The 23906-nt window shown below is 27.7% G+C and carries 23 protein-coding genes and 1 pseudogene; 12 read left to right on the plus strand and 12 right to left on the minus strand.

The features are described 5' to 3' along the window. Positions 1 to 10 precede the first annotated feature (10 nt). The gene (locus AC4FRL_RS10360) at positions 11 to 244 is read right to left on the minus strand and encodes a putative Se/S carrier protein (RefSeq protein ID WP_491140127.1); all 234 of its coding nucleotides are present in this window, start codon (positions 242 to 244) and stop codon (positions 11 to 13) included. A 156-nt stretch (positions 245 to 400) separates the two neighbouring features. Between AC4FRL_RS10360 and AC4FRL_RS10365 the strand changes: the two genes are divergently transcribed. From AC4FRL_RS10365 to yyaC, 4 genes are read left to right on the plus strand one after another with little or no spacing between them, the layout of a single operon-like run. Next, complete coding sequence (locus AC4FRL_RS10365) at positions 401 to 1048, plus strand: LysE family translocator (RefSeq protein WP_491140128.1); 648 nt, start codon at positions 401 to 403, stop codon at positions 1046 to 1048. A gap of 10 nt (positions 1049 to 1058) precedes the next feature. Then, the gene (locus AC4FRL_RS10370; RefSeq protein ID WP_491140129.1) at positions 1059 to 2219 is read left to right on the plus strand and encodes an aminotransferase class V-fold PLP-dependent enzyme; all 1161 of its coding nucleotides are present in this window, start codon (positions 1059 to 1061) and stop codon (positions 2217 to 2219) included. A gap of 13 nt (positions 2220 to 2232) precedes the next feature. Further along, entirely contained in the window at positions 2233 to 3297 is a 1065-nt protein-coding gene (ytvI, locus tag AC4FRL_RS10375) for a sporulation integral membrane protein YtvI (RefSeq protein ID WP_491140131.1), read from the plus strand. Between the two features lie 49 nt (positions 3298 to 3346). Then, on the plus strand, positions 3347 to 3937 hold the full coding sequence (gene yyaC / locus AC4FRL_RS10380; RefSeq protein WP_491140132.1) for a spore protease YyaC: 591 nt from the start codon (positions 3347 to 3349) through the stop codon (positions 3935 to 3937). Positions 3938 to 4019: 82 nt separating this feature from the next. Here the strand turns inward: yyaC and AC4FRL_RS10385 are convergent, their stop codons facing one another. The 11 genes from AC4FRL_RS10385 to rpmH all read right to left on the minus strand — a co-directional run bounded on the left by AC4FRL_RS10385 (position 4020) and on the right by rpmH (position 13046). Next, positions 4020 to 4517, minus strand: a complete 498-nt coding sequence (locus tag AC4FRL_RS10385; protein WP_491140133.1) for a DUF4446 family protein — start codon at positions 4515 to 4517, stop codon at positions 4020 to 4022. A 48-nt stretch (positions 4518 to 4565) separates the two neighbouring features. Next, complete coding sequence (locus AC4FRL_RS10390; RefSeq protein WP_491140134.1) at positions 4566 to 5426, minus strand: ParB/RepB/Spo0J family partition protein; 861 nt, start codon at positions 5424 to 5426, stop codon at positions 4566 to 4568. Further along, entirely contained in the window at positions 5419 to 6198 is a 780-nt protein-coding gene (locus AC4FRL_RS10395; RefSeq protein ID WP_491140135.1) for a ParA family protein, read from the minus strand. The genes AC4FRL_RS10390 and AC4FRL_RS10395 overlap by 8 nt, the downstream gene beginning before the upstream one ends. Before the next feature lie 181 nt (positions 6199 to 6379). Next, on the minus strand, positions 6380 to 7099 hold the full coding sequence (gene rsmG, locus AC4FRL_RS10400; protein WP_491140136.1) for a 16S rRNA (guanine(527)-N(7))-methyltransferase RsmG: 720 nt from the start codon (positions 7097 to 7099) through the stop codon (positions 6380 to 6382). Between the two features lie 179 nt (positions 7100 to 7278). Beyond that, positions 7279 to 9168, minus strand: coding sequence for a tRNA uridine-5-carboxymethylaminomethyl(34) synthesis enzyme MnmG (gene mnmG / locus AC4FRL_RS10405; protein WP_491140137.1), 1890 nt, complete (start codon positions 9166 to 9168; stop codon positions 7279 to 7281). A 14-nt stretch (positions 9169 to 9182) separates the two neighbouring features. Continuing rightward, positions 9183 to 10559, minus strand: a complete 1377-nt coding sequence (gene mnmE, locus AC4FRL_RS10410; protein ID WP_491140138.1) for a tRNA uridine-5-carboxymethylaminomethyl(34) synthesis GTPase MnmE — start codon at positions 10557 to 10559, stop codon at positions 9183 to 9185. 319 nt (positions 10560 to 10878) lie between these two features. Further along, on the minus strand, positions 10879 to 11502 hold the full coding sequence (jag, locus tag AC4FRL_RS10415; protein WP_491140139.1) for an RNA-binding cell elongation regulator Jag/EloR: 624 nt from the start codon (positions 11500 to 11502) through the stop codon (positions 10879 to 10881). A gap of 38 nt (positions 11503 to 11540) precedes the next feature. Then, positions 11541 to 12260 carry a membrane protein insertase YidC gene (locus AC4FRL_RS10420; RefSeq protein WP_491140140.1) on the minus strand — a complete coding sequence of 240 codons (720 nt, stop codon included), beginning with the start codon at positions 12258 to 12260 and terminating at the stop codon, positions 11541 to 11543. A 32-nt stretch (positions 12261 to 12292) separates the two neighbouring features. Beyond that, positions 12293 to 12502 (minus strand): membrane protein insertion efficiency factor YidD, encoded by a 210-nt coding sequence (gene yidD, locus AC4FRL_RS10425; protein WP_491140141.1) that lies wholly within the window; start codon positions 12500 to 12502, stop codon positions 12293 to 12295. Further along, positions 12474 to 12851 (minus strand): ribonuclease P protein component, encoded by a 378-nt coding sequence (gene rnpA / locus AC4FRL_RS10430; protein ID WP_491140142.1) that lies wholly within the window; start codon positions 12849 to 12851, stop codon positions 12474 to 12476. Before rnpA ends, yidD begins: the two co-directional genes overlap by 29 nt. Before the next feature lie 60 nt (positions 12852 to 12911). After that, entirely contained in the window at positions 12912 to 13046 is a 135-nt protein-coding gene (rpmH, locus tag AC4FRL_RS10435) for a 50S ribosomal protein L34 (RefSeq protein WP_003451019.1), read from the minus strand. 891 nt (positions 13047 to 13937) lie between these two features. Here rpmH and dnaA point away from each other — a divergent pair. The 8 genes and pseudogenes from dnaA to gyrA all read left to right on the plus strand — a co-directional run bounded on the left by dnaA (position 13938) and on the right by gyrA (position 23349). Beyond that, positions 13938 to 15311, plus strand: coding sequence for a chromosomal replication initiator protein DnaA (gene dnaA / locus AC4FRL_RS10440; protein ID WP_491140143.1), 1374 nt, complete (start codon positions 13938 to 13940; stop codon positions 15309 to 15311). Positions 15312 to 15605: 294 nt separating this feature from the next. Then, positions 15606 to 16706 carry a DNA polymerase III subunit beta gene (gene dnaN, locus AC4FRL_RS10445; RefSeq protein ID WP_491140144.1) on the plus strand — a complete coding sequence of 367 codons (1101 nt, stop codon included), beginning with the start codon at positions 15606 to 15608 and terminating at the stop codon, positions 16704 to 16706. A gap of 114 nt (positions 16707 to 16820) precedes the next feature. Next, positions 16821 to 17027, plus strand: coding sequence for a S4 domain-containing protein YaaA (gene yaaA, locus AC4FRL_RS10450; RefSeq protein WP_003470354.1), 207 nt, complete (start codon positions 16821 to 16823; stop codon positions 17025 to 17027). A gap of 55 nt (positions 17028 to 17082) precedes the next feature. Then, positions 17083 to 18168, plus strand: coding sequence for a DNA replication/repair protein RecF (gene recF / locus AC4FRL_RS10455; RefSeq protein ID WP_491140145.1), 1086 nt, complete (start codon positions 17083 to 17085; stop codon positions 18166 to 18168). Positions 18169 to 18181: 13 nt separating this feature from the next. Beyond that, a complete protein-coding gene (gene remB / locus AC4FRL_RS10460; RefSeq protein ID WP_300257506.1) occupies positions 18182 to 18442 on the plus strand; it encodes an extracellular matrix regulator RemB in 261 nt (86 codons plus the stop codon). Between the two features lie 232 nt (positions 18443 to 18674). Further along, a complete protein-coding gene (gene gyrB / locus AC4FRL_RS10465) occupies positions 18675 to 20591 on the plus strand; it encodes a DNA topoisomerase (ATP-hydrolyzing) subunit B (RefSeq protein WP_491140146.1) in 1917 nt (638 codons plus the stop codon). A gap of 115 nt (positions 20592 to 20706) precedes the next feature. Continuing rightward, positions 20707 to 20814, plus strand: a pseudogene (locus tag AC4FRL_RS10470) (hypothetical protein); the annotation flags it as partial. Positions 20815 to 20835: 21 nt separating this feature from the next. Beyond that, on the plus strand, positions 20836 to 23349 hold the full coding sequence (gyrA, locus tag AC4FRL_RS10475; RefSeq protein ID WP_491140147.1) for a DNA gyrase subunit A: 2514 nt from the start codon (positions 20836 to 20838) through the stop codon (positions 23347 to 23349). The last annotated feature ends 557 nt before the right edge of the window (positions 23350 to 23906 follow it).

Below are 23906 nucleotides of genomic sequence, written 5' to 3' on the forward strand. Positions count from 1 at the left end.
ATTTAAAAGCCTATTTATATACTTCAAATCCATTTTTTGTTATTGAATATATGTTTTTAAATTTAATATCTAAGCTTTCAATTTTTTCTATTTGGTCTTTATTAAAAGCTGCACTTATACCACAACTCTTAGTTATATATGTAGGCGTTGGCATAATTATAAAAGTTATATTATTCTCTTTTAATATTCTCTCACCTTCCATCGCCTCATGAGTATTATTAAACACCATAATAAAGTCCTTCATTATTTTTCCCTCCTAAAAGTCAATCATAATAATATTATACATATAAGTATATATTATAAAAGTTAACACTTTCAAAATAAGGGTGAAAGCTTTTCTATTTTGAACTATAATATAAATATGTAAATTTATAAAAACAACTGTTAAAGGAGTTTTGGTATGTCTTTTTTCTATTTAAAGGCGATTTTATCTGGACTTGTAACTGGACTTGTAGTTTCCATTCCATTAGGTCCTGCAGCAATAGAAGCTGCAACACAATCTCTAGATAAAGGATTTAAAAATGGCTTTGAAGTTTCCTTAGGAGCCATTGCCGCCGATTATTTGTACATATTATTAATAAACTTCGGAGTAGCCCAATTATTAAATTTAAATAAGTATGTAGAATGTGCCTTTTGGATTATTTCAGGCTTAGTACTTATACTAATCAACATATTATTTAAATCTTCTAAAAAAAGTTTAGATGAAAAATGTGTTGAAACCATAGGAAAACATAAAACTGGTAATGGTTTTATAAATGGCTTTTTAATGACCTTTGTAAACCCTATGACCTTATCAGTTTGGATGGCAGTAAGTGCTGGTATAATGAGCATTTGGAAACTATCTGGTAAGCACTTCTTTTTTGTTGCCATAATATCTATGTTTATAACTACTTTAGCTTGGTTTATATTTTTAAATTTTATGGCTGCTAAGGGCGGAAGTTTAGTAAAAAAAGAAATTACAGGTAAAGCTGATAAAAGTGTTAAATTCTTAATGATTTTACTTGGTTTAGGCTTTACAATATACGGAATAATTAAAATTTTCATGTGAGGTTTTTCTTATGGATAAAATATATTTTGATAATGCAGCAACAACTTTTCCTAAACCTAAAAATGTAATAAAAGCTATGATGAATTACATGAGTTTTGAAGGTGGAAGTGCAAATAGAGGTTCTTCTTCCTCCTCTCTACAAAGTAGCAGAATAGTTTATAACTGTCGCTATGAATTAGCTAATTTTTTTAATTTTCCTAAAAGTGAAAATGTTATTTTTACAAGTAATATTACAATGGCTTTAAATATGTTACTTTTAGGAATAATTAAACCTAACTGGCATATAATTACTACATCTATGGAACATAATTCTGTCTTAAGACCTTTATCAAAAATCACTAAAGAACTTCCTAATGTAGAACTAGATATAATTGAATGCGATTCTAAAGGTCTAGTATCTATAAAAAAAATTAAAGAAAAAATTAAAGAAAACACAAAGCTTATAATATTATCTCATGCTTCTAATTTAGTTGGAACAATTCAACCTATAAAAGAAATTGGTCATATTTGCAAAGAGAATAATATTTTCTTTATATTAGATTCTGCTCAAACAGCTGGTGTTATTCCAATTAATATGACAGATTTTAATATAAATGCTTTAGCCTTTACAGGACATAAATCACTTTTAGGTCCTCAAGGAATAGGTGGTTTTATAATAGATGATAAACTAAATTCTATCTGCAAAAACATTTTTTCTGGTGGTACTGGAAGTAATTCCTCTTTAGTTGAACAACCTCAAGATTTACCTGATAAATTTGAATATGGAACTTTAAATACTCCTGGTATTATAGGTCTTTATGAAGGTATAAAATTTATAAAAAAAGAGGGAATAGAAAATATAAGGTTAAAAGAAGATGAGCTTTGCCAAAAAGCTATGGATTTACTTAGTGAAATTCCTGAAATTAAGATTTATGGTCCTATGGATGCAAAAATGAAAACTTCAACAATTTCTTTCAATATTGAAGGCATGGACCCTGAGTTTGTAGGATTTTTATTAGATAGTGAATTTAATATAAGTTGTAGAACAGGACTCCATTGTACTCCTCTTGCACATAAAACAGTAGGTTCTTACCCTAGGGGAAGTATAAGAATAAGTTTAGGGTATTTTAACACCTTAGAAGAAGTGTATAGATTTGTTGAAGTTATAAAAGAAATAATTTCTAGGAGGTAGTCACTTCTAACTCATGAAAAATTTAATAATCGAAGGTAAAAAAATAAGTGTGTTTTTTCTTTTATACACACTTATATTTTTTATCTTTTTTAAAACTTTAAAATTTACTCTTCCTTTTATATTAGCTTTTATTTTTGCCTTAATACTAAAAATTCCAACAACTTACTTATTTAAAAAGCTAAAAATAAACATAGTATTAAGTTCTCTAATAATTAATTTTATATTTTTTTCTTTAATCTTATTATCTTTAATATTATTTATTATTTGCTTAATATATGAATCTTCTTCCTTAACTAACAATATTCAAGAATTTATCTCTAATAACTCTAAGGAAATACAAAATCAATTTAATACTTTTCAATTTTATATTCAAAGATTTTTTTCTAATTCAGAAACTTTAAATTTATTAAAGGAAATTTTAACTTCTTCCTTTAAAGAACTTACAAAGATTTTTATTTCTTTTAGCACCTTAATAATTCAACAAATTTTTTTATTCGTAAGTTATCTTCCATATACTATTATGGTAATTATATTTACAATACTATCTACCTATTTTTTAACTAAAGAACTAGTTACCTTTAAATTTAGAGAGCTAATATATGAATATTTTAGTATAAAAAAAAGCGAAAAAATATTCTTACTAATTGTTGAAATAAAAAAAATGTTTTTAAATTACTGTTTATCATATTTAATTTTAATTTTAATATCATTTTTTATAAGCTTTATAAGCTTTTCTATTTTAGGTATTAAATATTCTCTTTTATTAAGTTTTTTGGCAGCTTTATTAGATTTAGTTCCTGTTTTAGGAATGCCTCTTATATATTTTCCACTTATATTTATATACTATATTAATGGAAATATTTTAACTTCTCTTTTTTTATTATTAATTTATATTTTTATATTTTTATTTAGACAATTTTTAGAACCTAAGTTAATGTCATCAACCTTAGGAATACATCCATTAATAATGTTAATATGTATATTTATAGGTATAGAAACTATGGGCTTTTTAGGAGTTTTATTTTTAATATTTTTAGTGCTTTTTTTTAAAATTCTAAGAAAAGTTAATATTTTATAGTATATACTTAATTTTAATGGTAATAATTTCTAATAAGGAAGGTGATATAATGTGTGCAGATTTTTGTGTAAATTCTTTAGATTCAAAAGCAGCCTTTAAAATTAGAGATTATCTTTGTGAAGAATTATCTGAAATAATAAAATCTAATAGACCAATAATTTTTCTTTGTATAGGTTCTGATAGGTCTACAGGAGACTCCTTAGGTCCCTTAGTAGGAGATAAAATTAAATTTTTATGTAAAGACAATATATTTGTATATGGCACTTTAGAAAATACTGTACATGCAGGTAATTTAAAAGAAACAATAAAATTCATAAAATCAAAACATAAAAAACCCTTTATTATATCAATAGATGCATCTTTAGGGTCAGTTGACTCTGTTGGAAATGTAATTATAGAAAGAAAGCCTCTTAAACCTGGTAAAGCACTTAATAAAGATTTGCCTGAAATAGGAGATTTAAGAATATTAGGCTTTGTAAATATCACAGGTTCTCTAGATTTTATGATTTTACAAAATACTAGATTATATACTGTAATGCTACTTGCAAAAACAATATCTAGCGGAATTCATCATTGTGTATTAAAATCTAAAGGTTTTAAAAATAATTTATTAGATACTACTTTAAAAAATATTCTTTAAATCAATAAAAATGTTTCACGTGAAACATAAAAATAGGATATATTAAATAAGAAAATCTTATCTAATATATCCTATTTAAATTTTATTTATTCATTGCAGCATTTAACACATGTAATTCCTCTTCAGATAAATCATATCTAGATATTCCTTTATCTATTGGCTTAGCATATGTTGTACTATAATCTCTTCCATAAATTCCTGTTAAGATTACTCCGTTATTTTCTCCATCTAATAATGCAACTGAAAAGCTTAAATCACTACCTACATCTTCAAAGGCTTTATATCTTATAACAGATACTTTTTGAGTACATTTTTCAACTTTTTCTCTTAAAACTTTGTTTGTTTTTAAAGTTTCTTCTGAATTTTTTTCTACCTCTTCTACTTTATCAAAATAAGATTTAATAAGCTCTTCTAAATTTTTATTATTAACTCCCCTCATAAGTTTTCTAAATTTATTTTCAACTTTACTTAAACTTCTAAAAGCTACTATTAACATTATAAATTGAATTAATACTAATACTATTAATCCTATTGTAATATAAGTTGAATATTCTGTAAGTATATTTAGTATATTTTCCATGTGATTTATCATCCCTTCATATTTTTAAAATGTTTCACGTGAAACATTTTAAAGATTTATAATATCTAGTATTCTTTGTAAATCTTCTTCTGAATAGTACTCAATCTCTATTTTACCTTTATTTTTATTAGAATTTAAGTTAACCTTAGTTCCAAAATGCTCTTGAAGTCTATCTCTTACATCTTTATAGTAAGGATTTAAAGGCTTTCTTCTTTTTGATGCATTTTCTTCAGCTACATTATTTATTAATTTTTTAACTAATTTTTCTGTTTCTCTAACAGATAAAGAATTATCTATTATTTTCTGTGACATTTTATATTGTTCTTCATTATCTAAAGATAATAAAGCTCTTCCATGTCCTTCAGAAATTACACCTTCTATAATATACTCTTTAACTCTATCATCTAATTTTAATAATCTCATAGTATTAGTTATAGAGGCTCTTGATTTACCCATAGTCTTTGAAAGTGATTCTTGAGTTAAAGAAAACTCTTTTAATAATCTTTCATAAGCTAAAGCTTCTTCTATAGGATTTAAATCTTCTCTTTGAATGTTTTCTATTAAAGAAACTTGTAATAACTTTTCATTTGAAATATTCATTATAACAGAAGGAACTTCTTTTAAATTAGCTATTTTTGCTGCTCTAAATCTTCTTTCTCCTGCAATAATAGAATATCCAACTTCTTCTTTCTTTAATATTAAAGGTTGTATTATTCCATGTTCTTTTACAGATTCAGCTAACTCATTTAACTTATCATTATCAAAAAACTTTCTAGGTTGTTTACTATTAGCCTTAATATCTTTAAGGTCTATATTTATTATTCCATTATCTTTTATTTTATCTTCTTTAATATTATCTTCGGGAATTAATGCCCCTAAGCCTTTCCCTAAGCCAAATTTTTTAGCCATCTATATTCACTCCCTGTCTTTTTAGGAATTCCTCAGTTAAATTTTCATATGATTTAGCACCTCTACACTTTTCATCATAAAGGCATATTGGTAGTCCAAAACTAGGTGCTTCTGCTAATCTAACATTTCTAGGAATAGTTGTTTCATACAACCTATCTTTAAAATATTCTTTAACTTCCTTATAAACCTCTGTACTTAAGTTTGTTCTAGAATCATACATGGTCATAACTACACCTTCTATATCTAAGTCCTTATTCAAAGACTTTTTAACTAAATTTATTGTATTTATTAATTGTCCAACTCCTTCTAAAGCATAATATTCTGCTTGTATAGGTATTAAAACACTATGAGAGGCAACTAAAGCATTAATTGTTAAAACACCTAGAGATGGAGGACAGTCAATAAATATAAAATCAAATTTATCCTTAATTTTATCTATTGCATTTTTAAGTATATGCTCTCTATCTTTTCTATCTATAATTTCTACCTCTGCACCAGCTAGTTCCATTCTTGCTGGAACAACATAAAGATTATCAACTAATTCACATTTTTTTATTATGTTTTCAATATTTTCTCCTTCTGTTAGCAACTCATATATAGACTTGTCTAATTTTCTTTTATCTATACCTAAGCCACTTGTAGTGTTTCCTTGAGGGTCTATATCTATAGCTAAAACTTTAAATCCCTGCATAGCTAAGTATGAACATAAATTTATATTTGTTGTTGTTTTTCCAACTCCACCTTTTTGATTAAAAACACAAATTGTTTTCATTAAAATCATCCAAGAATAACATATTCTTGAACATTCACCTCCCTTCTAATACATCTATTTTATTATATATTTTTACATTACATAATAAAAGATGATATTTGTTATTTATCCTTAAAAAAATGAAAAAAATAGAAATGTTTCACGTGAAACATTTCTATTTTTATATTAATAAACATCATATTTATTTTAATGGTTTTTTTGTTACATTTCCTGCTTTTCTAGGGTAAGTCTTAGGAGTACTTTTTATTTTATCTATTATAACTAAATTGTGATTTAAATCCGTACCTTCAATCTCTACTTCAGTTATCCCTTTAAGTTTACCACCTAAGGTTCCAATTGCATTTTTAGCTTCATTTAATTCTTCAGTTATATTAGGTCCTTTTAATGCTATAAAATTTCCATTAACCTTTACATAAGGAATACAAAATTCACTTAAAACACACATATTTGCAACAGCTCTTGATGTTGCAATATCAAAACTTTCTCTTAACTCTTTTTTTCTTGCTCCATCCTCTGCTCTAGAATGTATAGTTTCAACATTTTTTAAACCTAATTTATTTATAACTTCATTTAAAAAATTTATTCTTTTATTTAAAGAATCTAATAAGGTAACTTCAACTTCTTCTCTCATAATAGCTATAGGTAATCCTGGAAATCCAGCACCTGTTCCAACATCTATTACAGTTTTAGCATTTTTAAATTCTTCAGCTTTAAAGGCTTTTATACAATCTATAAAATGCTTCTTTATAATTTCTTCCTCCTCAGTTATAGCAGTTAAGTTTATTTTTTCATTCCATTCTTTTAATAAATCTTTATATAGCATAAATTTTTCATATTTATCTTCATTAAATTCCATATTTACACTATCACATGCTTTTTTCATTAAATCAAAATATTGCATTTTTAATCCTCCAAATTTAAGATTATGAAAAAGTATATTATAAATTTTATTTTCTACTAAAAAACTAAAGTTATCCACAGGTGGATAACTTTTTAAAAGTGTTAAAACAGCACCTTTTTAAGTTTTTTCACAATACTTATCCACAGGTGCTGTTGAAAACTTCTTAATAACTTTTTTACTTACTTATTATTCTTTTCAGTTTTTCTATAATGCTCTAAGAATATTAAAAGAACTGATATATCCGCTGGGGATACCCCTGATATTCTTGATGCTTGACCTATGTTTAAAGGTCTTATTTTATTTAGCTTTTGTATTGCCTCTATTCTTAAACTATTTACATCATTATAATCTAAATCTTCAGGAAGAACTTTTTTCTCAAACTTTTTAAATTGAGCTACTTGTTCTAATTGAGTTTGAATATATCCTTCATATCTAGCTATTATGTTTATTTGCTCTCCAATATCTTTTGGTAAATCAGGTCTTTCTGGGTCTAAACACGCTAATGAAAAATAATCTAACTCTGGTCTTTTTATAAGTTCATACATCTTTATTGGCTTTTTAAGTTCTGTTGAACCTAACTCAACTATCTTCTCATTATTTTCAGCTTTATTAGTTATTTGAAGTTCTTTAAGTCTTTCAAGTTCTTTTTCTAAATTATGTTTTCTTTCTTTAAACTTCTTCCATCTTTCTTCAGTAACTAAGCCTACTTTATGACCTATTTCAGTTAATCTAAAGTCAGCATTATCCTGTCTTAATAATAATCTATACTCTGCTCTTGATGTCATCATTCTATAAGGTTCATTAGTTCCCTTAGTTATTAAGTCATCAATTAAAACTCCTACATATCCATCTGACCTTGTTAAAATCATTGGCTCTTTACCTTGAACTTTTAAAGCTGCATTTATACCTGCCACTATTCCTTGAGCACCAGCCTCTTCATAGCCTGAGCTACCATTTATTTGACCTGCACTAAAGAATCCATCAATATTTTTAAATTCTAATGAAGCCTTTAATTGTGTTGGGTCTATACAATCATATTCAATTGCATAAGCAGTTCTCATAATTTCAGCATTCTCAAGTCCTGGAACTGTTTTTAACATTTTAACTTGAACATCTTCTGGAAGAGATGAAGACATTCCTCCAACATACATTTCTTCTGTATCATCACCTTCTGGCTCTATAAAGATTTGATGTCTATCTTTATCTTGGAATCTCATTACTTTATCCTCTATTGAAGGGCAGTATCTTGGTCCAACACCTTTTATGCTACCATTATACATTGGTGATCTATGTATATTTTCTTGAATTACCTTATGTGTTTCCTCATTGGTGTAAGTTAACCAACATGAAACTTGCTCTCTATATATGTCTCCACTTATAAAAGAAAATGGTATTATTTCTTCATCTCCTGGTTGCTCTATCATTTTAGAGAAATCCACACTTCTTTTATTTACTCTAGCTGGAGTACCAGTTTTAAATCTTCTAAGGTCAATTCCTAAATCTATTAATGATTTTGAAAGTTCAGTAGCATTACTAAGTCCATTTGGCCCTTGGCTATAGCTAACATCTCCAATTATTATTCTACTTTGTAAGTATGTTCCACTTGTCATTATAACGGCTTTACACTCAAAAAAACCACCATTTTTAGTTAACACACCTTTAACTTTTCCCTCTTCAACTTCAACAGCTACTACTTCTAACTGTCTTAAATAAAGATTTTCTTGTGTTTCTAAAACTCTTTTCATTCTTTCTTGATATTTTTTCTTATCAGCTTGTGCTCTTAAAGAGTGTACAGCAGGTCCTTTAGAGGTATTTAACATCTTAGACTGGATGAAGGTATGGTCTATATTAACACCCATTTCTCCACCTAAAGCATCTATTTCTCTAACTAGATGTCCCTTAGCAGTTCCACCAATATTAGGATTACATGGCATCATAGCAACAGAATCTAATGTTAATGTGCAAACTAAAGTTTTACATCCCATTCTAGCTGCAGCTAATCCTGCTTCACAACCTGCATGACCAGCACCTATAACAACTATATCATAACTTCCTGCATCATATCTCATATTTAATCATTCTCCTATTTTCCACAACAAAACTCTGCAAATATTTTGTTTACTAAATCTTCTTCTAATTCAGCTCCTGTTATTTCTCCTAATGCTCTTAAGGCAGAAGTAACATAAATTGAAACTAAATCTAAGAATTCATTGTTATTAAGTCCTTTTAATGCCCCTTCTAAATTTTCAGAAGCTCTATATAAAGCTTCTTTGTGTCTTGTATTAGTTACCATAACACTTTCTGCATCAATTGAACCATTAAAAAATAATTCTTTTATTTTATCTTTTAAATCATCTATACCAAAACCAGTTTTTGCAGATAACTCGATTTTATTTTCTAAGTTATCCACAATATCTGAGGATAACTTTCTATCTAAATCAACTTTATTTAAAAGTACTATGTATTTTCTATCTTTAATATAATCGATAATTTCTTTATCCTCATCATCTAGTTCTCTACTTGTGTCTAGCATAAGTATAACTAAATCAGCTTCATTTATCTTTTCCTTAGACTTTTCAACACCTATTTTTTCTACAACATCCTCTGTTTCTCTTATTCCCGCTGTATCTACTAATCTAACAGGTATTCCATCTAAGTTTATATATTCTTCTATTACATCTCTTGTAGTACCAGCTATATCAGTTACTATAGCTCTCTTTTCATTTAATAAAGCATTTAAAAGAGATGACTTTCCAACATTAGGTTTTCCAACTATAACCATGCTCAATCCATCTCTAATAAGTTTCCCTTCATCTGCTGTATCAATTAAATGGTCAACTTTATCTTTAAGAGTTATAACATCCTCTTTAACTTTAACTGGTATAGTTTCATCTGGTTCCTCATCATCTTCTGTAAAATCAACAGCATATTCTATTAAAGCTAGTATATCTAAAGCTTCTTTTCTAAGATTGTTTATTTCATTAGAAAGTCTTCCTTGACTTTGAGTCATAGCTGACTTCATTGAAAGCTCAGTTTTTGCAGTTATTATATCCATAACAGCTTCTGCTTGGCTTAAATCTATTCTACCATTTAAAAAGGCTCTTTTTGTAAATTCACCAGGCTCTGCAAGTCTTGCTCCTGCTTTTATTACATTTTGTAATACCTTATTAGTAGCTACTATACCACCATGACAGTTTATCTCTACTGTATCTTCAGCAGTAAAACTTCTAGGCCCCTTCATAAAGCTCACTATAACTTCATCTATAACTTCATTATTTTCATCTATCATATGACCATATCTCATTGTATATGGTTTTATGTCTAATAAATCTTTTCCATTTATTCCTCTGAATATTTTATTTACAATCTCAAGAGCTTTATTTCCTGATACTCTAATTATAGCTATTCCACCTTCTCCTAATGCTGTAGCTATAGCAGCAATAGTATCGAATTCTTTCATAAGCTCCTCCTTATATAATTATATTCTCAAATTTGAACTAATATTGATTTTACCCAACAAAGCAAAATAAGTCAAAATTTTAAGTCATATTATTTATGGGAAAAAAATATGTTTTTTCTAATTTATTAAATAGCTTACTTACTTAAAAATACTACCCAATTAATTAAATACTATAACAAATAAAAAAATAAGATAAATTTTAAACAAATTCACCTTATTAAAATTAAAATCATTAAGTTTTCTACAGGTAAGAAAAAATTATCCACAAACAATTAACTATTTATGTGGATAAAAAAAAGGAAAGTTTAAAACTTTCCTTTTAATTCTTTATATCTACTACAACCCTTCTGTAAGGTTCTTCACCTTCACTAAAGGTCTTTACAAATTCATTATTTTGTAATTCTGAATGAATAACCCTTCTCTCATAAGGATTCATAGGTTCAAGTTTTATAACTTTTCCTGATTTTTTAACCTTGTAAGCAATCTTATTAGCTAATCTTCTAAGAGTTTCTTCTCTCTTTTGTCTATAATTTTCAGTATCTAAAACAACTCTTTTGTATTTATCCTCTTTAGATTTATTTACTACTAAACTTGTTAAATACTGAAGAGAATCTAGAGTTTCTCCTCTATAGCCTATAATTGCTCCCATTTTAGGTCCTGTAAGATTTATTCTTACTAAATCCTTACTTTCTTCAATAGTAATTTCAGCTTGTATATTCATGTTATCTAAGATATCTCTTAAAAACTTTTTAGCCTCTAAGATTCTGTCTCTTTTTAATTTAACTGATATTTTAGCTTGCTTTGTACCAATTAAATTAAAGAATCCTTTACTACCTTCCTCTATAACTGTAACCTCTACTTTATCTTCTGTAGTGTTTAACTGCTTTAAAGCATTTTTTAATGCATCCTCAACAGTTTTTCCAGTAATCTCAATTATATTCATACCCTTATCACCACCTTAGAAAAGTAAAACAAATTTTTCTACTTTACATCTTTAGATTGTTCTTTCTCTCTAGCTCTTCTCTTATTAGGTAAAACAACTAAGAAATATGATTGAACCATTTGAATTAAGTTACCTATTATCCAATATAATACAAGCATTGATGGGAATTGTATTGACATTACACCCATCATACCAGCCATTACTATATTCATAGTATTCATATTTAATCCGCCAGGTGCTGCGCCACCAGATTGAGACTGAGTAGATCTTGTCATTATGAAAGATGATAAAAATGTTGTTGCAGCTGATAATATAGGTAATATAAATGTCTTATCAGGAGCCCATAAATCTCCCATCCATAAGAAAGATACTCCTTTTAACTCTCCTAATCCAGTAAACACATAGTATAATGCAAATAATATTGGCATTTGAATTACTAAAGGTAAGCATCCACTCATAGGGTTTATATTATTTTCCTTGTAAAGCTTCATAACCTCTTGTTGAGCCTTTTCAGGATTATTTTTGTATTTCTTCTGAAGCTTAGCTATTTCAGGTTGCATCTCTTGCATCTTTTGTTGAGATCTAGTTTGCTTTATATTTAGTGGTAATAATATTAATCTTACTAATAAAGTTAATAAGAAAATTGTTATTACATATCCAGCTCCTACACCAAAAAAATCTAGTGAGGAAACAAAGCCGTGGATAGCTTGAAATATCATTGTGAATAAATTAGTTAGCGGCTTTAAAATTGTCTGCAATACATTACCCTCCTATATTTAACTGTATATATTTATTTTACAGGGTCATATCCACCTTTACAAAATGGATTACACCTTAATATTCTTCCAATACTCATAAGTCCTCCTTTAAAAGCACCGTACTTTTGTATAGCCTCTAACGCATATTGAGAACACGTTGGATAAAATCTACAACAAGGCCTTTTTAAAGGCGAAATATATTTTCTATAGAATTTAATCATTACTATGAACAATTTTTTCATTCTCTCGTAGACCTGCCTTTTTTATTAAATTATTCATGGCTTTCCCTACTTGCTTAAAATCCTTACCGTTTATAGCAACTCTAGCAATAAACACAAAGTCATAGCCTTTTTTAAGTTCACTAGAATTATTTCTGTAATTCTCAAGTATAAGTCTTTTAACTCTACTTCTAACTACACTTTTTCCAACCTTTTTACTAACTGAAACGCCTATTTTATTGAAACGTTCTCCATCTTTTGTAACATTCTTCCTATTAGGATAAACATAAAGAACTAGTAAGTCATTAGCATAAGATTTTCCTCTTCTATAAACTGTTCTAAACTCATTGTTCTTTCTTAAACTTAGTAACATTTAAAATTGCTCCCCTTTTTTCTGCTTTTTAGTGCAGAAAAAGGCCACAAAATGCGGCCCTTATGCTGTTAATCTTTTTCTACCTTTTTGTCTTCTTCTCTTTAAAACATTTCTTCCAGATTTAGTTTTCATTCTCTTTCTGAATCCATGCTCTTTACTTCTTTGTCTTTTTTTAGGTTGATATGTCATGAACATTTAAATACACCCCCTTCAACCAGTATTTTTATTCTAGTAAAAAGCTAAAAACTTTCTACTTACTCGCTAATTTAGGTTTTACTGTTTAATTATATCTTTCAAGTTGGCCTCTGTCAAGAAAATAACTTACTTAAAGATTTATTATCTCACCCTTATTTTACTTTTATAAAGTTTTAAATATTCATTTTATAAAGGAAAAATAATTACTCTTATTTTTATAAAAAATATTATGTTATCTTTAAATTCTATTCTTTTTAAATATTATACTTTCTAAGATATATTATTAATTTAAATTCTACTTTATAACTATAGTTATAAAGTTATCCACAAATTAACTCACAACTTGTTATTAATCTTCACTTTTAAAATACTTTTTTATTTATTTTATTAAAAACACATAAATTACTTTAATTAATTATTATTCTTTTACCTTACTTTTAAAATTAATCTATGAAAAAACTAATTAAATTTATATAATTTATGTAAAATTAATTTTACACAAAATAAGTTATCAACAGCTGTTAATTTTGTGGATAACTTATTGAACATCCCCTTATATTTATGTTATCATATTAATGCATTGTGAATAACTTTATATAATATAACAACTTATCCACACTTGTTAATAAGCCTGTTGATAACTTGTATATTATTTATATAAATCTATAAATATAATCTATAAAACCCTTGAAATACAAAGGTTTTATATAATCTTAGTTTTCAACAAGAACTGTTTATATTTCTTGTTGATAATTTTTTTTAGAGGTAATTTATCCACATTATCAACAGCCTGTTAATAACTTTATTCACATGATAAAAAAAATAATCTAATATGTTAATTATATGTGCATAACTAAAAGTAAAAGTAATTTTATGATTGGAGGATAGAAGATGGATGCCCAACTAAATAATCTCTGGGAACAAGCACTAAACATAATAAAGGGAGAAATATCTGAAATAAGCTTTAATACTTGGATTAAAAGCTGTACTCCTATATCTATTTCAGATAACCTTCTAAAACTCTCAGTGCCAAACGAATTCACTAAGGGAATTTTAGATACAAGATATAAAGATTTATTAATTCAAGCTCTAAAGATTGTAACATCTAGAAAATTTAAAATAGAATTTTATCTTGAATCTGATTTAGAAGAAGAAAAAGAAAATGAAGAAAAACAAAAAGAAGAAAAAAAAGACAACTCAAAAGATGCAGATGGTTCCATAGTAGTTAGCGACGAAATGTCTGCAACCTTAAATCCTAAATACACTTTTCAATCCTTTGTAATAGGTAATAGCAACAGATTTGCTCATGCAGCCTCTTTAGCTGTAGCTGAGTCACCTGCTAAAGCTTATAATCCCTTATTCATATACGGAGGAGTTGGACTTGGAAAAACACATTTAATGCATGCAATAGGACATTATATTCTTCAAGAAAATCCTAAAGCAAAAGTTGTTTATGTTTCTTCAGAAAAATTTACAAATGAACTTATAAATGCTATAAAAGATGACAAGAATGAAGAATTTAGAAATAAATATAGAAAAGTTGATGTTTTATTAATTGATGATATTCAATTCATAGCAGGTAAGGAGCGTACTCAAGAAGAGTTCTTCCATACATTTAATGCATTACATGAAGCAAATAAACAGATAATTCTTTCATCAGATAGACCTCCTAAAGAAATTCCAACTCTAGAAGATAGATTACGTTCTAGATTTGAATGGGGGTTAATAGCTGATATTCAACCACCAGATTTTGAAACAAGAATGGCTATATTAAAGAAAAAAGCTGATGTTGAAGGACTAAATGTTCCAAATGAAGTTATGGTTTATATAGCAACAAAAATAAAATCAAATATAAGAGAATTAGAAGGAGCACTTATAAGAATAATTGCTTATTCTTCTTTAACTAATAGAGAGGTAAGCGTTGATTTAGCCTCAGAAGCACTTAAAGATATTATATCTAATAAAGAAAGTGCACCTGTTACAGTAAAAACTATTCAAGAATCTGTAGCAAATTATTATAATCTAAGAGTAGAGGATTTAAAATCTCAAAGAAGAACTAGAAATATAGCCTATCCTCGTCAGATAGCTATGTATCTTAGCAGAAAACTTACAGATATGTCTTTACCTAAAATAGGCGAAGAATTTGGAGGAAGAGATCACACAACAGTAATACATGCTTATGAAAAAATATCTGAAAATTTAAAAACAGATGAAGGACTTCAAAGCATGATTAGTGATATAACTAAAAAGCTTACTCAAAAGTAATAAAAAAAGTACATAATAACTGTATATTATCTGTGGATAACCTGTGGATTATTATGTTTATTATTTTTCTTTCTATTTTTTGTTGTGGATAATTGTGCAAAGTAATCTACAGGTTATCCACAGGCAAAAAATCCTTATAACCATTGATATAAAAGGCTTATAAGAGTTTATCCACAAATCCACAGCTACTATTACTATTATTATTATATATATTATCTATTAATATATCTATTATATAAAAATTCACATTGTGTATAACTTTTGTGAATAAGTCCTAAAAGGAGGGTTTTTATTTTGATATTTACATGTGACAAAAATAAATTACAAGAATCTATAACTATAGCTCAAAAAGCTATAACAGGAAAAACAACTATGCCTATACTAGAAGGGTTATATATAGAAGCTTATGAAAATATAGTAACTATAATAGGTTCTGACAAAGATGTTAGTATAGAAACTAAATTTGAAGCTGATGTTATAGAACCAGGAAAGGTAGTAGTTGATGCAAAAATATTTGGGGAAATAATAAGAAAATTACCTAATGATAAAATTAAAATAGAAACTGTATCAGAAGAATCTATAAGAATAACTTGTCAAAAATCTGTTTTTGATTTATTACATATGAATGCAGAAGATTTTCCAAGTTTACCAAAGATAAATGAAAATATGATATTTTCAATAAGTCAAGGTATTCTTAAAAATATGATAAAGGGTACATCTTTTGCTATAGCACAAGATGAAACAAGACCTATACTTCAAGGTATATTATTTGAGATAAAGGACTCTAAATTAAATTTAGTAGCCTTAGATGGATATAGATTAGCAATAAGAACAGAGAATATAAATACTACAAATACAATAAATGCTGTTATACCAGGAAAAACTCTAAATGAAGTTGCTAAGATATTAGAGGATTCAGAAGAAATTGTAAATATAACTTTTACTCCAAATCACATATTATTTAATATGGGCGACACTAAAGTTATATCTAGATTATTAGAAGGAGAGTTCATAAAGTATGATGCACTTTTACCAAAAGAACATAAATTACAAATTGAAGTTGATAAACAAAGTCTTCAAAATGGTATAGAAAGAGCATCACTTATGGCTAAGGAAGGAAATAGTAACTTAGTTAAATTTGATATAAATGATGAAAATATAATAATCACATCTAATTCTCAATTAGGAAAAGTAAGAGAAGAGGTTACTATAAAGTTGCAAGGTGATGAAATACAAATTGCATTTAACTCAAAGTATTTATTAGACGTTTTAAAAAATATGGAAGAGGATAAAATAGAATTAAGAATGACAAGTAGTATATCACCATGTATCATAAGAAATAAAAATAATGATTTATGTGAGTATTTAGTTTTACCTGTTAGAATAGCAAGATAAATTTAATTTGCTTTTAAGAATATGAGCAGTTTAGTATTACTAAACTGCTCATAGATTATTTTATATTTGAAAGGAGAAACAATGTAAATTAAAATATACATTGTGTGTATAATTATGCAAGAAGTTAAAATTAATACTGAGTTTATAAAGTTAGATTCATTTTTAAAATGGTGTGGAGCAGTTAGCTTAGGTTCAGAAGCTAAAATGTTTATTATGGACGGAGAAGTTTTAGTAAATGGTGAGGTTTGTACTCAAAGAGGAAAAAAATTAAGAGTTGATGATACTGTAGAGTTCAATGGGGAAATTTATAAGTTAATTTAAAGATACATAGCCTAAAGAACATAAGAATATGGTATAATTAAATATAGGTGTTTTTATGTATATAAAAAGTTTGCAATTAATTAATTATAGAAATTATGAAAATTTATCAATTAAGCTTTGTCCTAATGTAAATGTCTTTATAGGTGATAATGCACAAGGCAAAACCAATGTAATAGAAGCTATATATTATTGTGGATTTGCTAAGTCACACAGAACTAATAGAGATAAAGAACTAATAGAGTGGAATAAGGACAGAGCTTTTATAAGGTTAGATGTTCATAAAGATAGATTAGATAAAATCATAGATGTGAATATTTTAAAAGACGGCAAGAAAGCTATTAGTATAAATTCAATAAAGATAAATAAAATTGGAGAATTAATTGGGACATTCAATGTTGTTATGTTCTCTCCTGAAGATTTAAAAATAGTAAAGGAATCTCCTGGAGTAAGAAGAAGATTTATTGATATGGAGCTTAGTCAATTAAATAAGAGATATTATCATAATTTAGTTCAGTATAACAAAGTCTTACATGAAAGAAATTTAGTCTTAAAAAATAAAGACATAAGTGAGGAAATGTTAGATATATATGATATACAATTAGCTCAATATGGGGAGAATATTATAAAGACTAGACTAAAATATATAAAACAGTTAAACAAATATTCTAAAGAAATTCATAAAGAGATAACTTCAGGGAAAGAAGATATTGAATTTAAATATATTTCCACTGTAAAAGATTTAGATAATATTAAAGATTCTATGATAAAACTATTAAGACAAAATAGAAAAAAGGATATAGATAAAAGAGCTACATCTATAGGTCCACATAGAGATGATTTTAATATATATTTAAATAATATAGATGCAAAAATTTATGGTTCACAAGGGCAACAAAGAACTAGTGTATTAACAATAAAGTTTGCATCTTTAAAAATAATAAAAGAAATAACTAATGAGTATCCTGTACTTTTATTAGATGATGTATTATCAGAATTAGATTTTAATAGAAAAAGATATGTTTTGACATCTATAAAAAATATACAAACGGTAATAACCTGCACAGGAATAGAAGATTTAACTAGTTATTTAGATGAAAACTCAAAGGTATTTAGAGTTATAAATGGACGTATTCAATGTTAAAGGAGGAGTATTTGTGTTTTTACACTTAGGAGAGAATGTAGTAGTTCCAGTTAAAGATGTCATAGGAATATTTGATATACAGACTGCTATGTATAGTTCAGATACTATACAATTCTTAAGAATGGCTGAAGAGGATGGATTTGTTGAAAGAATTACAAATGAAAAACCAAAGTCTTTTGTTATAGCTGAAATAGATAAAATGAGTAAGGTATATCTTTCGCCTATATCATCATCTACATTAACAAAGCGTACAGATATTAATTATAATCCTTAAATTTTTGAATTTAGATAAATTTGAGGTTATTACTAAAGATTTATTGTTGAAAGATTTTATAAAATAGGATTGCCACATTTATTTTGGGAAGGGTTTACCCATAGACTTTAAACAAAACTTTTAAGTAATATTTAAAGAAAATATTATAATTTAAGTATTTGCTAATAAGTTGTTTGAGATTATTCACGGAGACCCTATAAAAGGTAAATTGCTGCTATATAGGAGGAGTTATATGTTGGAGCAAAACAATCAAAATTATGATGCAAGTCAGATTCAGGTCTTAGAAGGACTAGAAGCTGTAAGAAAAAGACCAGGAATGTACATTGGTAGCACAAGTTCTAGAGGTCTTCATCATTTAGTTTACGAAATTGTTGATAACAGTATTGATGAAGCATTAGCTGGATACTGTAAAAATATAAAAGTATACATACACAAGGATAATTCAATTACTGTAGTTGACGACGGAAGAGGAATGCCTGTAGGAATACATCCAAAAATGGGAAAACCAACTGTAGAAGTTATAATGACAGTTTTACATGCTGGAGGTAAATTCGGTGGTGGCGGATACAAAGTATCTGGTGGATTACATGGAGTTGGTGCTTCTGTAGTTAATGCCCTTTCAGAATTATGCGAAGTAATTGTAACAAGAGACGGATATGTTTGGAAACAAGTGTACAAAAGAGGAGTAGTTTTAACTGGATTAGAAAAAGTAGGAGAAGCTGAGGGTAGCGGAACTAAGGTACACTTTAAACCAGACCATGAAATTTTTGAAGAAACTGAATTTGACTTTGAGATTTTATCACAAAGACTTAGAGAATTAGCTTTTTTAAATAAAGGAATAAATATAACTCTTATAGACGAAAGAGAAGATGTAATCAAAGAAGAAGTATATCACTATGAAGGTGGTATAAAATCTTTTGTAAGTTATTTAAATAGAAATAAAGAAGTTTTACATGAGGAGCCGATATATGTAGAAGGAATTAAGGATGGAATTTCTGTAGAAGTTTCTCTTCAGTACCATGATGGCTTTAATGAAAATATATTTACCTTTGCAAATAATATAGATACTGTAGAAGGTGGAACTCACTTAGCAGGATTTAAAACTGCTTTAACTAGAGTAATGAATGATTACGGTAGAAGATTTGGTCATTTAAAAGAATCAGATAAAAATTTATCAGGAGATGATATTAGAGAAGGATTGACTGCTGTTGTTTCTGTTAAAATATCTGAACCACAATTTGAAGGGCAAACTAAGACTAAGTTAGGTAATAGTGAGGCTAGAAGTGCAGTAGATTCAATATCAGGAGAAGGAATATCTACTTTTTTAGAGGAAAATCCTGAAGTTGGTAAAATAATAATAGAAAAAGCTTTACTAGCTTCAAGAGCAAGAGAAGCGGCAAGAAGAGCAAGAGAGCTTACAAGAAAATCAGTTCTTGAAAGAAGTTCATTACCTGGTAAACTTGCTGATTGTTCATCAAAAGATCCAAAAGAATGTGAAATATATATAGTTGAGGGAGACTCAGCGGGAGGATCTGCAAAGCAAGGAAGAGATAGAAAATTCCAAGCTATATTACCTTTAAGAGGTAAAATAATGAATGTAGAAAAGCAAAGACTAGATAAAATTCTAGGTTCAGATACTATAAGGTCAATGGTAACTGCAATTGGAGCTGGCATAGGACCAGAATTTGATATAGAGAAAATAAGATATAACAGAATAATAATCATGACTGATGCTGATGTTGATGGTGCTCATATAAGAACTTTACTTTTAACATTCTTTTATAGATATATGAGAGACTTAGTTGAGCAGGGGCATGTTTATATAGCACAACCACCACTATATAAAATTTCTAAAGGAAAACAAGAAAGATATGCATATTCAGATGCTGCAGCAGATGAAATAATAGAAGAATTTGGTGGAAAAGACAGTAGTGTAAATGTTCAAAGATATAAAGGTCTTGGAGAGATGAATGCAGGACAACTTTGGGAAACTACTATGGATCCAGAATCAAGAATATTATTAAGAGCAGATATTGAAGATGCTATGGTAGCAGATGAGATATTTACTATTCTTATGGGCGATAAAGTAGAGCCAAGAAGAGAATTTATTCAGAAGAATGCTAAAAATGTTAGCAATTTAGATATATAGTACTAATATGAGGTGAAAGTCATGAGCTTAAATGAGGGAAAAGTAATACCCATAGATATTAATAAAGAAATGAAAAAATGCTACATAGACTATGCTATGAGCGTTATTGTTGGTNGCTATGGTAGCAGATGAGATATTTACTATTCTTATGGGCGATAAAGTAGAGCCAAGAAGAGAATTTATTCAGAAGAATGCTAAAAATGTTAGCAATTTAGATATATAGTACTAATATGAGGTGAAGTACATGAGCTTAAATGAGGGAAAAGTAATACCCATAGATATTAATAAAGAAATGAAAAAATGCTACATAGACTATGCTATGAGCGTTATTGTTGGTAGAGCATTACCAGATGTTAGAGATGGTTTAAAACCAGTTCATAGAAGAATTTTATATTCAATGCAAGAATTAGGACTATATCCTGAAAGAGGATATAGAAAATGTGCTAGAATAGTTGGGGAAGTTTTGGGTAAATATCATCCACATGGTGATTCATCAGTTTATGATGCCTTAGTTAGAATGGCACAAGATTTCTCCTTAAGATATATGCTTGTTGACGGACATGGTAACTTTGGATCTGTAGATGGAGATTCAGCAGCTGCTATGAGATATACAGAAGCTAAAATGAATAAAATAGCTTCTGAAATGTTAAGAGATATAAATAAGAGTACAGTTGATTTTACTCCAAACTTTGATGGTGAGGAAAAGGAACCTGTTGTATTACCTTCAAGATATCCAAACCTTTTAGTTAATGGTTCATCAGGTATAGCTGTTGGTATGGCAACTAACATACCTCCTCATAATTTAGGTGAGGTAATTGATGGAACAGTAGCACTTATTGATAATCCAGAATTGACAAGTTTAGAATTAATGACATATATTAAAGGACCAGATTTCCCTACAGCAGGAATAATAATGGGTAAATCAGGAATAAGAGCTGCCTATGAAACAGGAAAAGGTAGAATAGTTGTTAGAGCTAAAGCTGAAATAGAAGAGGAAAATGGAAAACATAAAATAATAGTAACTGAGCTTCCTTATCAAGTTAATAAAGCTAAGCTTATAGAATACATTGCAGATTTAGTAAAAGATAAAAAAATTACTGGAATATCAGATTTAAGAGATGAATCAGATAGAGAAGGTATGAGAATAGTTATAGAACTTAAAAGAGATGCAAATCCTAATATAACATTAAATCTTTTATATAAACATACAAAAATGCAAGATACCTTTGGTGTTATAATGCTTGCTTTAGTTGATAATCAACCAAAAATATTAAACTTAAAACAGGTTTTAGTTAATTATATAGACTTCCAAAAGGATGTTATAACTAGAAGAACTAAGTTTGAGCTTAATAAGGCTAAGGAAAGAGCACACATATTAGAGGGACTTATCATAGCACTTGATAACATTGATGAAGTTATAAATATAATAAGAAGTTCTAAGACTTCAGAAATAGCTAAAAATACTCTTATTGAACAATTTAGTTTTAGTGAAAAACAAGCTGTTGCAATTTTAGAGATGAGACTTAGAAGGCTTACAGGTCTTGAAAGAGATAAAATTGAGAATGAATACAATGAGCTTATGAAGTTAATAGAATATTTAAATGCAATATTAGCAAGTGAAGAAAGACTTTTAGAAGTTATAAAGGAAGAACTTTTAGAAATAAAAGCTAAGTATTCAGATGAAAGAAGAACTCAAATAGAGAAACAAGAAAATGAAATAGATATAGAAGACTTAATACAAGAAGAGGATGTTGTAATAACTCTTACTCATACTGGATATATAAAGAGAATATCTTCAGATGTATATTCAGCTCAAAAAAGAGGTGGTAAGGGAATACAAGCAATGACAACTAAGGAAGATGACTTTGTTGAAAATGTACTTGTAACATCAACACACTCAAATTTATTATTCTTTACAACTAAAGGAAAAGTTTATAAGATTAAAGCTTATGAAGTTCCAGATGCAGGAAGAACTGCAAAGGGAACAAATCTTGTAAATATATTACCCTTAGAAGCTGATGAAAAAATACAAACTGTTCTTTCATTTAAGGATGTTCAAGAAGAAGGATATTTATTTATGGGAACTAAACTAGGAATAGTTAAGAAAACACCATTAAAAGACTTTAAGAACATAAGAAAGAATGGATTAATAGCTTTAAATCTTAGAGAAGGTGATGAACTTCTAAAAGCTAAAATAACATATGGAGATGCAGATATAATATTTGTAACTCAAGAGGGTAATGCTATAAGATTTAACGAAAAAGATGTTAGACCTATGGGTAGAACAGCTTCTGGAGTTAAAGCTATAAATCTAAGACAAGGCGATGTTGCAGTTTGTATGGACATAGCAGTAGAGGATGAAAAATTATTAGTTGTTAGTGAAAATGGTTATGGTAAGAGAACTAACATAGATGAGTATAAAGTTCAAAACAGGGGTGGAGTAGGTCTTATCACATACAAAGTATCTGATAAAACAGGAAAAGTGGTTGGAGCTACTGTATGTAAAGAAGATGATGAGATTATGCTTATAAATAACCATGGTGTAGCTATAAGAATAAATGTAAGTGATATTTCAGTTACAAGTAGAGTTGCAATGGGAGTAAAACTTATGAGAACTTTAGAAGATGAAGCGGTTGTAACAATTGCCAAAATATCTGGAGATAATAATGAAGATGATGAAACTTTACTAAATGATTCTAAAGATACAGACGAAGTTTTAGTAGAAATAGACAATGAAATAAAAAATGAAGAAAATTAGTATAGATATAAAAAACCTAATGCTTAAGCATTAGGTTTTTTTGTTATTTTTTTTATTAATATTTAAAAATTAAATACAAAAATAAAATATAAGTGAAATTAAAATTAACTAAAAAAACAAATATAAATACAATTTATTATAGCTAAATTGACTGAAAATGACCTTTATATGATAAAAATCATAAAAATATAGCATAAACTTTACCAAGTGTATCAATAATTAAAAATATGAGAAAAATTAAGAAATAAAGAGTAATTATAATATAAATTTAATTAATAGAATTTTATTAATTCATTTATATAATCTTATATGATAATATATTACTTGTCGCTGACGGAAAGCAACAAAATAAAAAAACAAAACTTAGCAAATAAGTTAAAAAAGTTTTTTGAAGAAAAATGTTGACAAAGTTCGAAAGCGATGGTAAACTAAAGAAGTCGCTTGAGGGCGACGAAGAAATGGTCTTTGAAAATTAAACAGAAGATATTAACATAAACCAGCAATTCTTTTATAAGTAATATGAGTATAGATTAAACTTTTAAATTGAGAGTTTGATC

It is taken from the genome of Clostridium sp. TJA032 (assembly GCF_058310275.1).